Raw genomic sequence first — 11,626 nt, 5'->3', positions numbered from 1 at the left:
CACACCGCCCACCCCCGGGGGGGTCCCTGACCCCCGACCGGCCCCCCCCCCCCCCCCCCCCCCGCCGCCCCCCCCCGCCCCCCCCCCGGGGGGGGGGGGCCGCGCCGTCTGCGGCGGCCCCCGGCAGGGCGCCGCGGCAGGCCCTCGCGGGGGGCGTGCACGGGGGGCGCAGATCGGCCAAGTACGGGCCCGCGGAGGATGTTGTCCTGTCACACTGCTGACGCATCCTCATTGATGTGGCTAACATCACGCCAACCCGGCGATGTTGCCGGAAGGTTACGGAGGTGCGACGTGCTGCCAGTTCGGGGTGGGGAAGGCCGGAAGCTGACGGTCTGGGGCATGCGTACCACCTGGAGCACCGTGGGGGACGGGGAGTTCTTCTGCCCTGACTGCGGTGGCGACCGCAACTACCGCCGTCGCACCGGACGCCGCCGGTTCACCGTCCTCGGGGTGCCGCTGCTGCCGCGCGGGCAGGCTGGACCCGTCGTCGAGTGCCAGGGCTGCCGCGAGCGCTTCTCCACCGACGTCCTGGACCACCTCACCACCACCCGGTTCTCCGCCCTGCTGCGCGACGCCGTGCACACGGTGACGCTGGCCGTGCTGGCCGCCGGCGGGACGGCCTCGCGCAGCGCGCTGGAGGCCGCCGTGGGCGCCGTACGGTCCGCCGGGTTCCAGGACTGCACCGAGGAGCAGCTCGAGTCCCTGGTGGACGCGCTGGCCACGGACGAGGGCCGGCTCGGGCTCTACGACGGCCCGGACTGCTGCGGCGCCGCGCTCTCCATCGAGCTGCACGAGGTCCTCGAACCCCTCGCCCCGCACCTGGCCGCCCCGGGACGCGAATCGATCCTGCTGCAGGGCGCGCGCGTCGCGCTGGCGGACGGCCCGTACATCCCCGCCGAGCGCGAGGTGCTGGCGACGGTGGGCGCGGCGCTGCGCATCGACGCGGACGAGGTGGCGCGGCTCCTGTCGGCGGTCCGGGCGCCGTAGGGCTCGGGCCGGGCCGTTCGGCCGAAACCGGCACGTCCTGAGATAACGATCGGGCCTCGCGCCCTCGATTCCGCGCCTTTTCCGGACCGGGTGAACCGCGCGGGCACGCGGTCCGTGCGGGGTGTTTCCATCATGTGGACGGTGGGAAGAGCGCCCTCTTGTTTGCGCGGCCGAACGGCGGCGAGGCGCTCACTCGCACGTCACGGCGCGGGTCCTTCGCGTTCGCGCAGGGAAACCGGCGGTTCTGTGAACCCTTGGCCATAGCCGACCCCGGGAACCTCCACCACCGGAGAAACCTACAGATCGGGCCCCTTCGCGCGTCAACACTTTGTAGAAGTCGACGATATCTGTGAGCGGCCCCACAGGCGTTCAATTCCGGTCACACGACGAGACGCCGGCGGTAACACCGCGGGGCTTCGATTCACGTGAACGCACTGACCACCCTGACGGACCAACGGGTTAGCGACCCACTCCGGCCAGGGATCACCAGATTCCTCTCGATTACCTACCTCATTGAAGGGCAAGGCAGAGATGGCACGTGTCGCCGCACCGCTTTCCGTCAGCGGAGAGCAGAGCACGCACCCGGTCGACGAGGTGCTCCCCCTCCCCAAGCTCGCGCTGTACGGCTTCCAGCACGTACTCGCGTTCTACGCCGGTGCGGTGATCGTTCCGATCATCGTCGGTGGGGCCCTCGGGCTCACCACCGAGCAGCTGGTCTACCTCATCAACGCCGACCTCTTCACCTGTGGCATCGCCTCGATCATCCAGGCGTGGGGCATCGGGCGGATCGGCGCGCGGCTGCCCCTGATCCAGGGCGTCACCTTCACCGCGGTGTCGCCGATGATCGCCATCGGCCTCGGAGCGGGCGGCGGGACGGCGGGCCTCCTCGTCGTCTACGGCGCGGTCATCACCGCCGGCATCGCCACCTTCGCCTTCGCCTGGCTGCCCCCCAAGGCCTTCCGCACGGTCATGCGGCTCTTCCCGCCGGTCGTCACCGGCACGGTGATCACCGTCCTCGGCATCGTGCTGATCCCGGTCGGCCTCAACGACGCCGCGGGCGGCGTCGGCAGCCCCGGCTTCGGAGACCCCGAGAACTTCGCCTACGCCGGCGGCACGATGCTCTTCATCCTGGTCCTGATGAAGCTCGGCAAGCCCTTCCTCTCCAGCATCTCCATCCTGCTCGGCCTGGTCGGCGGCACCCTCGTGGCCTTCCTGCTCGGCGACGCCAAGTTCGGCGACGTGAGCGACTCGGACTGGATCGGCATCACCACCCCGTTCCACTACGGAGCCCCGAAGTTCGCCTGGTTCCCGATCCTGCTGATGCTCATCGTCATGCTGATCACCATGGTCGAGACGACCGGCGACACCTACGCCGTCGGTGACATCGTCGGCAAGGAGATCGACAGCGAGACCGTCGCCCGCGCGCTGCGTGCGGACGGCGCCGCGACCGCGCTGGGCGGCATCCTCAACTCCTTCCCGTACGTGGCCTTCGCCGAGAACGTCGGCCTGGTCCGGATGACCAAGGTCAAGAGCCGGTTCGCGGTGGTCGCCGCGGGCGTCTTCATGATCGTCCTCGGTCTGCTCCCGAAGGCCGCCGCGATCGTGGCCGCCGTCCCGCACGGGGTCCTCGGCGGCGCCGCGACCGTGATGTTCGGCATGGTGGCCCTGGCCGGTATCCAGACCCTGGCCAAGGTCGACCTCAAGGAGGAGAAGAACGCGCTGGTCGTGGGCGTCTCCCTGGCCTTCGCCCTGCTCCCGGCCACCGTCCCGGTGCTCTTCAAGGACCACATGGACGCGGACCTCTCCTCGCTCCTCAACAGCGGCGTGACGCTCGGCGCGACGGCCGCGATCGTGCTGAACCTGATCTTCAACGGTCTGGGCAAGGGCGATCCGCGGACCGCCCCCGAGACCGCCTCCCCCGAGACCGCCTCCCCCGAGACCGCCTCCCCCGAGACCGCCTCCCCCCTGGCCGACGCGGCGGCGGCCGACGCCGCGGACGCGGAACCGGACGCGGCCGAAGAGGGCGAGCGGCCCACCGCGGCCGTCCCGGCCCAGTCGGCCGAGGGCGAGCCCGCCGCCCCCACGCCGACCGCCTGACCCTCCGGGGGACGTCCCCCGTCGGGCCCGCGCCCGCCGGGGGACGCCGACGTCGCGGATGTAGGGCCCCCGTAAGATCCAATTTTCCTCTCACGGACGAACGGATCTTCCTCCATGCGCATACGCGCCCTCGGCCGCGTGGCGGCGGCCACCGCGCTGGCAGCCGTCGCCTCGCTCCTGTCGACGAGCGGGGCCCACTCCGCCGACTACCAGGTCCGCGACCCGGCCTTCGTCGCCGCGGCCACGCCGCAGGCCCTCTTCAACAACCCCCGCGAGGGCAACACTGACGAGATCCGCGACCGGCTCATCGACCTCGTCGACCACGCCGAGCCCGGCACCTCCATCACCGGATCGATGTACCTGTTCACCGACGGCGCCGTGGCGGACGCCCTGGTCAACGCGAACAAGAAGGGCGTCAAGGTCCGCCTGCTGCTCGACAGCGCGGCCCTGCCCGTCCCCGGCGCGGACTGGCTCGCCCCGGAGAACACCAAGGCCACCGGCGTGGCCAGCGAGTTCCCCAAGCTCGTCCGCCAGCTCGGCGTGGACCGCACCAAGGACTCCTACGTCTACGCCTGCCCGCGCTTCCGCGGCTGCGTCGGAGGCCGCCCCGCCAAGGAGATCAAGAACAGCGACCCGATCAACCACAACAAGTACTTCCTGTTCGAGAAGGTCGACGCCGTCTCCGGCATCGTCTTCCAGACCTCGGCCAACCTGACCGACACCCAGAAGACGAAGTACTACAACAACGCCGTCACCGTCCCGGACGGCCCGCTCTACGACGCCTACCAGAAGTACTTCGCCGACCAGCTGGCGTACTCGACGGCCGCCGCCGGCAAGCCCGACTACCACCAGGTCGTCCCCGCGGGCCCGAACACCGCCTACTTCGGCCCCCGCCGCGAGACCGGCGAGGACCCCTACGCGGAACCCGCCACCGACACCGTCCTGGACCTGCTCGCCCCCGTCGACTGCGCCGGCGGCGCCACCAAGATCCGTGTCGCGATGTTCGCCTTCACCCGTACCCAGGTCGCCGACCGGCTCGTCCAGCTGCGCGCCGCCAAGTGCCAGGTCTACGTCTTCCTGAACAACGAGCCCGGCAGCATCGGCTCGACCACCAAGGACATCCTCACGCGCGGCGGGCTCAACCACCTCGGCGCCTGCAGCTCCGCGCCGGACCAGGTACCCGCGTACGGACTCCACTCCAAGTACCTGCTGATCGAGGGCACGTACGACAAGGTCCCGAACCGGGAGCTCGTCTTCACCGGCAGCCAGAACTACACCTACCCCTCGCTGCGCGGCTACGACGAGACGATCCTGAAGATCGACGACCACGCCGTCTACCGCGACTTCGAGGACAACTTCGACCGCGAGCTCAACGGCTTCCCGGGCTACAACCCGCCCCGCACGGGCAGCTGCGTCCCGCTGACGTGATCCCCGCGCTCGCGTACCCCGCCCCGTCGGCGGGGTACGCGACAATGGGGCCATGAGTCTGTTCCGCGACGACGGCATCGTGCTGCGCACCCAGAAGCTGGGTGAGGCGGACCGCATCATCACGCTCCTGACCCGGGGGCACGGCCGGGTCCGGGCCGTGGCCCGCGGGGTCCGGCGCACGAAGTCCAAGTTCGGCGCCGGGCTGGAACCTTTCTCCCACGCCGACGTGCAGTTCTTCGCCCGTGGCAACGAGCTGATCGGCCGCAGCCTGCCGCTCTGCACGCAGACCCAGATCATCGCCCCGTACGGCAACGGCATCGTCACCGACTACGCCCGCTACACCGCGGGCACCGCGATGCTGGAGACCGCCGAGCGGTTCACGGACCACGAGGGCGAGCCCGCCGTCCAGCAGTACCTGCTGCTCGTCGGCGCCCTGCGCACCCTCTCGCGGGGCGAACACGCGCCGAACCTCATCCTCGACGCCTTCCTGCTGCGCTCCCTCGCCGTCAACGGCTACGCGCCCAGCTTCGACGACTGTGCCAAATGCGGACTCCACGGCCCCAACCGGCACTTCTCGGTCGGCGCGGGCGGGGTCATATGCGGCGACTGCCGCGTCCCCGGCAGCGTCGTACCCTCGTCGGAGGCCATCGCCCTGCTCAGCGCCCTGCTGACGGGCGACTGGGGCCACGCCGACGCGTGCGAGCCGCGTCACGTGCGGGAAGGCAGCGGGCTGGTCTCGGCCTATTTGCACTGGCACCTGGAGCGCGGGCTACGCTCCCTGCGATACGTCGAGAAATAGGAGCTGGACACATGGCACGACGCGGGATTCTGGGACGCTCTCGCCGGGAGTACAAGGTTCCCGAGCCGCACCCGTCCGGTGAGCGCCCGCCGAAGATCCCCGGCGAGCTGGTCCCGAACCACGTCGCGGTCGTCATGGACGGCAACGGCCGCTGGGCCAAGGAGCGCGGACTGCCGCGCACCGAGGGCCACAAGGTGGGCGAGGGCGTCGTGCTCGACGTGCTCAAGGGCTGCCTGGAGATGGGTGTCAAGAACCTCTCCCTGTACGCCTTCTCGACGGAGAACTGGAAGCGCTCGCCCGACGAGGTGCGCTTCCTCATGAACTTCAACCGCGACGTCATCCGGCGCCGGCGCGACGAGATGAACGAGCTGGGCATCCGCATCCGCTGGGTCGGCCGCATGCCGAAGATGTGGAAGTCGGTCGTCCAGGAGCTCCAGGTCGCGCAGGAGCAGACCGTCGACAACGACGCGATGACCCTGTACTTCTGCGTCAACTACGGCGGCCGCGCGGAGATCGCGGACGCGGCGCAGGCGATCGCGCGCGATGTGGCGGCCGGCAAGCTCGACCCGTCGAAGGTCAACGAGAAGACCTTCGCGAAGTACATGTACTACCCGGACATGCCGGACGTGGACCTCTTCCTGCGCCCCAGCGGCGAGCAGCGCACCTCCAACTACCTGCTCTGGCAGAGCGCGTACGCCGAGATGGTGTTCCAGGACGTCCTGTGGCCGGACTTCGACCGCCGCAACCTCTGGGCGGCCTGCTACGAGTACGCCCAGCGCGACCGCCGCTTCGGCGGCGCCGTCCCGAACCAGGGGGAGCCGGGGACCCCGGCCTGAGCGTCGCCTACGCTCCTGTGCCATGCACCGGAGTGGGGATCACGCGCAACAGACCGAGCAGGCCGTATTCGTGTACCGGCCGACGGTCGAGGACCTTCAGGGGGCCGTCCGGGTCCGCGCCCGGCGGACCGGGGCGGGCCGGGCGGAGGCCGTTCTGCTGCCGCTGATGACGATGGTCATCGTGGTGGCGTTCGGCCTGTTCCGGGGGATGCTGCCGGTCGTCGTCGCGGTCAGCGCGGTCCTGGGCCTCGGCGCCGGGCTCCTCGGTGTCGTACGGGGCCGGCGCACCATGGCGCGTCGGCTCCACGCCGTGCTGGCCCACTACGGGGAATGCCGCACGGTGGTCGACGAGCGGGGCGCGGCGACCACGGGCGGGAGCATGGCGCACACGTCCGACTGGAAGCTCTTCACGGACTACGCCGAGACGCCGGAGCTCTTCGTCCTGGTCGGGGGCCCGCGCGCGAGCTGTCTGACGGCGCTGCCGAAGCGGGGAGCCCAGGAGCCCGCCGATGTCGACCGGCTGCGCGCGATCCTCGACCGGAACCTGCGCAAGCTCTAGTGCCGCGACGGGGCGAACGTTGCCTGACGCGGCACTAGGTCGTCCCTTTCGGAAGAAGACGTCCTAGGCGGCGGGTGCCGCGCAGTCGGAGCAGGTGCCGAAGATCTCCACCGTGTGGGCGACGTTCACGTAGCCGTGCTCGGCCGCGATGGCCTCCGCCCACTTCTCCACGGCCGGACCCTCCACCTCGACCGCCTTGCCGCACTTGCGGCAGACCAGGTGGTGGTGGTGGTCCCCGGTGGAGCAGCGGCGGTAGACGGACTCGCCGTCACTGGTCCGCAGGACGTCGACCTCGCCGGCGTCCGCGAGGGACTGCAGGGTGCGGTAGACGGTGGTCAGGCCCACGGAGTCGCCGCGGTGCCTGAGCATGTCGTGGAGCTCCTGGGCGCTGCGGAACTCGTCCACCTGGTCCAGCGCGGCCGCGACCGCGGCCCGCTGCCGGGTGGACCGTCCTCGTACTGGCGCGGTATTCGTCTCGCCAGGCGCAGTCGCCACCGGTTCCTCCTCGTCTAGGCCTCGGCCCATTGTGCCAGGCGGCCGGGGTCCCAGGCTTTCAGACTCTTGCGTCCTGCCGCGTGCAGACCTCTTCGCCGGCCCGTGCGGCCTTCGCCCGGCGCCGGGCCAGCGGGGTCGAAACGGCCGTCGTGACCATGAAGACGGCGATGGCGAGCAGCACGATCGTGCCGCCGGACGGGGCGTCGATGTAGTACGTGGCGGCCGTGCCGGAGAGCGAGACCAGGACGCCGATCACCATGGCCACCGTCAGGGTGGCGGTGAAGCCCCGGGTGACGCGCTGGGCCGCGGCGACGGGGATCACCATCATGGCGCTGACCAGCAGCAGGCCGACGATGCGCATCGCGACGGTGACGGTGACGGCGGCGGTGACCGCCATCAGCAGGTTCAGCGCGCGCACCGGCAGGCCGGTGACCCGGGCGAACTCCTCGTCCTGGCAGACGGCGAACAGCTGGCGGCGCAGGCCCAGGGTGACGGCGACGACGAACAGGGCCAGGACCACGACCGCGGTGATGTCCTCGGCCGAGACGGTGGTGATCGAGCCGAACAGGTAGCTGGTCAGGTTGGCCGTGGAGCCGCCCGGAGCCAGGTTGATGATCATGACGCCGCCGGCCAGGCCGCCGTAGAAGAGCATGGCGAGCGCGATGTCCCCGCTGGTCCTGCCGCGGGAGCGGATCAGCTCCATGCCGACCGCGCCGATGACCGCGACGAGGGTGGCCGTCCACACGGGGCTCGCGTTGAGCAGGAAGCCGAGCGCGACACCGGTCATGGCCACGTGCCCGATGCCGTCGCCCATGACGGCCTGGCGGCGCTGCACGAGGTACGTGCCGATCGCGGGGGCCGTGATGCCGACCAGGGCGGCGGCGATCAGTGCCCGCTGCATGAAGGCGTAGTTCAGGAGGTCCATCAGCTCAGCAGTCCCGTCCGGAGCGGCTCGGCGTCGTGCGCCGCGTGGGGGTGTACGTGGTCGTGGCCGGGCAGCGCGTGCTGCCCCACGGCCTCCGGGGGCGGGCCGTCGTGCGTGACGCATCCGTCGCGCAGGACGACGGCGCGGTCGATGAGCGGCTCCAGCGGGCCCAGCTCGTGCAGGACCAGCAGGACGGTGGTCCCGGCGACGACCTGGGCGCGCAGGGCCTTCGCCAGGACCTCCTGGTTGGCCAGGTCCACGCCGGCCATCGGCTCGTCCATGATCAGCAGCTCCGGCTCCACGGCCAGGGCGCGGGCGATGAGCACCCGCTGGTGCTGCCCGCCGGACAGGGCGTTGACGGAGGCGTCGGCGTATCCGCCCATGTCGACGCTCTCCAGCGCGCGCTCGACGGCGGCCTTGTCGGCCTTGCGCAGGAACCCGAAGCGGGTGCGCGCGAGCCGGCCGGCGGTGACGACCTCGCGGACGGTGGCGGGGACCCCGCTGGCGGCGGTGGTGCGCTGCGGGACGTACCCGATGCGCGACCAGTCCCCGAAGCGCGCGAACTCGGTGCCGAAGAGGGACAGCTCGCCGTCGGTCAGCGGGACCTGGCCGACCACGGCGCGCACGGCCGTGGACTTGCCGGAACCGTTGGCGCCGAGGAGGGCGACGACCTCGCCGCGGCGGACGGTCAGGTCGATGCCGCGCAGCACGGGGCGCGAGCCGAGCGAGGCCGTGGCCCCGCGCAGGGATATGACGGGCTGATCGGCCGCCGTCGCGGTTTTCGCGGACTCCATGGCTCGCGCCTCCGTTGCTGCTACTGATGCCATTACTTGCTGCCGAGTGCCTTCTGCAGGTTCTTCAGGTTGGACCGCATGACCTCGAAGTAGTCGGCGCCCTGGGACTTGTCCGTGAGGCCCTCGAGGGGATCGAGGACATCGGTCTTCAGCCCGGTGTCGTGCGCGAGGGACGTGGCCGTCTTGTCGCTGGCCAGGGTCTCGAAGAACACCGTCGTCACATTGTCCTTCTTCGCGACGGCCTGGAGTTCCTTCATCCGGGCGGGGCTCGGCTCGGACTCGGGGTCGACGCCGGAGATGCCCTCCTGGTCGAGGCCGTAGCGCTCGGCGAGGTAGCCGAAGGCGGAGTGGGTGACGATGAAGGTCCTGGAGGCCGTGTTCTTCAGGCCGTCCTTGAACTCCGTGTCGAGCGCGCCCAGTTCGGCGATCAGCGCCTCGGTGTTCTTCTTGTAGTCCGCGGCGTGGCCGGGGTCGGACTTCTCCAGGGCCGCGCCGACGCCCTTGGCGATCTCCGCGTACTTGGCCGGGTCGAGCCAGACGTGCGGGTCCTCGCCGGCCTCGCCGTGGCTGTGGCCGTGGTCGTGGTCGTGGCCGTCGCCTTCGGTGTGGCCCTCTTCGGCGGCGTGGTCGTGGCCGGAGGAGTCGCGCTTCTCCAGCGTCGTGAGGGTGGCGGCGTCGACGACGTCCTTCACGCCGGACTGGGCGACGGCCTTGTCGACGGCGGGCTGGAGCGACTTGAGGTAGAGGACCACGTCGGACTCGCCGAGCTGCGCGGTCTGCTTCGGGGTGATCTCCAGGTCGTGCGGCTCGACCCCGGGCTTGGTCAGGGTGCTGACCTTCACGTGGTCCTTGCCGATCTGCTCGGCGAGGAACTGCAGGGGGTAGAACGACGCCGTCACCTGGAGCTTGCCGTCTCTGTCGTCCGCGGCTCCGGCGGCGCCCGAGCAGGCGGTGAGGGCCGTGGCGGCGAGGGCAACGGCTCCGGCGAGGGTGGCGGTGGGTATGAGGCGTCGTACGTTCATGACATCCATTTTCATCAAAGATGGAAACGATTGTCAACAAGGCCGGTGAGGGGGGGTGCGGAGCGGCCGTCGACGGGGTCCCGATTTGAAAGGGAGGGTGCGGGCGCCGGTAACCTTGAGGCTTCGCCGTTCGTCCTCGTAAATGAAGAGAGCACCGTGGCCGCCGACAAGATCGAAACCATCGTCAGCCTGAGCAAGCGCCGTGGCTTCGTTTTCCCGTGCAGTGAGATCTACGGCGGCTCCAAGGCCGCCTGGGACTACGGCCCGCTCGGTGTCGAGCTCAAGGAGAACATCAAGCGCCAGTGGTGGAAGGCGATGGTCACCGGGCGTGAGGACATCGTCGGCCTCGACTCGTCCGTGATCCTCGCGCCCGAGGTCTGGGTGGCCTCCGGCCACGTCGGGACCTTCTCGGACCCGCTGACCGAGTGCACCTCCTGTCACAAGCGCCACCGCGCCGACCACCTGGAAGAGGCGTACGAGGCCAAGCACGGCCGCATGCCCGCCAACGGTCTGGCCGACGTCAACTGCCCCAACTGCGGCGTGAAGGGCCAGTTCACCGAGCCCAAGCAGTTCTCCGGCATGCTGGAGACCCAGCTCGGCCCGACCCAGGACACCGGCTCCAAGGCGTACCTGCGCCCCGAGACCGCCCAGGGCATCTTCACCAACTTCGCCCTCGTGATGACCGCCTCGCGCAAGAAGCCCCCGTTCGGCATCGCGCAGATGGGCAAGTCCTTCCGCAACGAGATCACCCCCGGCAACTTCATCTTCCGCACCCGCGAGTTCGAGCAGATGGAGATGGAGTTCTTCGTCAAGCCGGGCGAGGACGAGCAGTGGCAGGAGTACTGGATGCAGGAGCGGTGGAACTGGTACCGCGACCTCGGCATCCGCGAGGAGAACATCCGCTGGTACGACCACCCGAAGGAGAAGCTGTCCCACTACTCGAAGCGCACCGCCGACATCGAGTACCGCTTCAACTTCGGTGGCAATGAGTTCTCCGAGCTCGAAGGCGTGGCCAACCGCACCGACTTCGACCTCAAGGCCCACTCCGCCGCCTCCGGCCAGGACCTCGTGTTCTTCGACCAGGAGTCCAAGGAGCGCTACACCCCGTACGTCATCGAGCCGGCGGCCGGTGTCAACCGCGCCATGCTCGCCTTCATGCTCGACGCGTACAACGAGGACGAGGCCCCCAACGCCAAGGGCGTCATGGAGAAGCGCGCCGTGATGCGCCTCGACCCGCGCCTGGCCCCGGTCAAGGTCGCCGTCCTGCCGCTGTCCCGCAACGCGCAGCTGTCGCCGAAGGCCAAGGGCCTCGCCGCCGACCTGCGCAAGTTCTGGAACATCGAGTTCGACGACGCGGGCGCCATCGGCCGCCGCTACCGCCGCCAGGACGAGATCGGCACGCCGTTCTGCGTCACCGTCGACTTCGACACCCTGGACGACAACGCGGTGACCGTGCGCGAGCGCGACACCATGAAGCAGGAGCGCGTCTCCCTGGACCAGATCCAGAGCTACCTCGGCAGCCGTCTGCTCGGCTGCTAGGTCCCTCCGCAGGAACAGCTGTGGCGCGGGGGGGGGCGCGCCCCCCGCGCCCGGGGGGGGGGGCGGGGGGGTGGGGGGGGGGGGGGGGGGGGGGCGGGGGGGGGGGGCGGGCCCGGGCGGAGGGGGGGGCGCGCCCCAGGGCGGC

At 70.5% G+C, this 11,626-nt stretch carries 11 protein-coding genes; 7 read left to right on the top strand and 4 right to left on the bottom strand.

Annotation, left to right across the window (positions count from 1 at the left end):
• Positions 1-291: 291 nt before the first annotated feature.
• The 6 genes from ACWF9Z_RS24845 (at position 292) to ACWF9Z_RS24820 (ending at position 6,706) form a co-directional block, all read left to right on the top strand.
• Entirely contained in the window at positions 292-987 is a 696-nt protein-coding gene (locus tag ACWF9Z_RS24845) for a TerB family tellurite resistance protein (RefSeq protein ID WP_453605314.1), read from the top strand.
• Positions 988-1,518: 531 nt separating this feature from the next.
• Positions 1,519-3,084 (top strand): nucleobase:cation symporter-2 family protein, encoded by a 1,566-nt coding sequence (locus tag ACWF9Z_RS24840; RefSeq protein ID WP_453605312.1) that lies wholly within the window; start codon positions 1,519-1,521, stop codon positions 3,082-3,084.
• 114 nt (positions 3,085-3,198) lie between these two features.
• On the top strand, positions 3,199-4,512 hold the full coding sequence (locus ACWF9Z_RS24835) for a phospholipase D-like domain-containing protein (protein ID WP_453605310.1): 1,314 nt from the start codon (positions 3,199-3,201) through the stop codon (positions 4,510-4,512).
• 52 nt (positions 4,513-4,564) lie between these two features.
• Positions 4,565-5,311 carry a DNA repair protein RecO gene (gene recO, locus ACWF9Z_RS24830; protein WP_449482024.1) on the top strand — a complete coding sequence of 249 codons (747 nt, stop codon included), beginning with the start codon at positions 4,565-4,567 and terminating at the stop codon, positions 5,309-5,311.
• 11 nt (positions 5,312-5,322) lie between these two features.
• Complete coding sequence (locus ACWF9Z_RS24825; protein ID WP_356650127.1) at positions 5,323-6,147, top strand: isoprenyl transferase; 825 nt, start codon at positions 5,323-5,325, stop codon at positions 6,145-6,147.
• Positions 6,148-6,169: 22 nt separating this feature from the next.
• Positions 6,170-6,706 (top strand): hypothetical protein, encoded by a 537-nt coding sequence (locus ACWF9Z_RS24820; RefSeq protein ID WP_453605308.1) that lies wholly within the window; start codon positions 6,170-6,172, stop codon positions 6,704-6,706.
• Between the two features lie 63 nt (positions 6,707-6,769).
• Here ACWF9Z_RS24820 and ACWF9Z_RS24815 read toward each other — a convergent pair whose 3' ends face one another.
• Genes ACWF9Z_RS24815 through ACWF9Z_RS24800 form a run of 4 tightly spaced genes read right to left on the bottom strand, consistent with a single transcriptional unit; the run spans position 6,770 to position 9,942 of the window.
• Positions 6,770-7,201 carry a Fur family transcriptional regulator gene (locus ACWF9Z_RS24815; protein ID WP_453605306.1) on the bottom strand — a complete coding sequence of 144 codons (432 nt, stop codon included), beginning with the start codon at positions 7,199-7,201 and terminating at the stop codon, positions 6,770-6,772.
• A gap of 58 nt (positions 7,202-7,259) precedes the next feature.
• On the bottom strand, positions 7,260-8,126 hold the full coding sequence (locus ACWF9Z_RS24810; RefSeq protein WP_453605304.1) for a metal ABC transporter permease: 867 nt from the start codon (positions 8,124-8,126) through the stop codon (positions 7,260-7,262).
• Positions 8,126-8,920, bottom strand: a complete 795-nt coding sequence (locus tag ACWF9Z_RS24805; RefSeq protein ID WP_453605303.1) for a metal ABC transporter ATP-binding protein — start codon at positions 8,918-8,920, stop codon at positions 8,126-8,128. The genes ACWF9Z_RS24810 and ACWF9Z_RS24805 overlap by 1 nt, the downstream gene beginning before the upstream one ends.
• A gap of 32 nt (positions 8,921-8,952) precedes the next feature.
• A complete protein-coding gene (locus ACWF9Z_RS24800; RefSeq protein ID WP_453605301.1) occupies positions 8,953-9,942 on the bottom strand; it encodes a metal ABC transporter substrate-binding protein in 990 nt (329 codons plus the stop codon).
• 156 nt (positions 9,943-10,098) lie between these two features.
• On the opposite strand from ACWF9Z_RS24800, the gene ACWF9Z_RS24795 reads away from it, so the two are divergent.
• Positions 10,099-11,481, top strand: coding sequence for a glycine--tRNA ligase (locus tag ACWF9Z_RS24795; RefSeq protein ID WP_453605299.1), 1,383 nt, complete (start codon positions 10,099-10,101; stop codon positions 11,479-11,481).
• Positions 11,482-11,626: the final 145 nt, after the last annotated feature.

The organism is Streptomyces sp. NPDC054961 (assembly GCF_053609145.1).
The sequence above is the reverse complement of the archived record's forward strand: the minus strand, read 5'-3'. Positions and strand labels throughout refer to the sequence as shown.

Coding starts and splice junctions, on each gene's coding strand:
- ACWF9Z_RS24835 (WP_453605310.1), top strand. CDS start 3,199: ATGCGCATACGCGCCCTCGGCCGCGTGGCGGCGGCCACCGCGCTGGCA.
- ACWF9Z_RS24805 (WP_453605303.1), bottom strand. CDS start 8,920: ATGGAGTCCGCGAAAACCGCGACGGCGGCCGATCAGCCCGTCATATCC.
- ACWF9Z_RS24810 (WP_453605304.1), bottom strand. CDS start 8,126: ATGGACCTCCTGAACTACGCCTTCATGCAGCGGGCACTGATCGCCGCC.
- ACWF9Z_RS24825 (WP_356650127.1), top strand. CDS start 5,323: ATGGCACGACGCGGGATTCTGGGACGCTCTCGCCGGGAGTACAAGGTT.
- ACWF9Z_RS24820 (WP_453605308.1), top strand. CDS start 6,170: ATGCACCGGAGTGGGGATCACGCGCAACAGACCGAGCAGGCCGTATTC.
- ACWF9Z_RS24840 (WP_453605312.1), top strand. CDS start 1,519: ATGGCACGTGTCGCCGCACCGCTTTCCGTCAGCGGAGAGCAGAGCACG.
- recO (WP_449482024.1), top strand. CDS start 4,565: ATGAGTCTGTTCCGCGACGACGGCATCGTGCTGCGCACCCAGAAGCTG.
- ACWF9Z_RS24800 (WP_453605301.1), bottom strand. CDS start 9,942: ATGAACGTACGACGCCTCATACCCACCGCCACCCTCGCCGGAGCCGTT.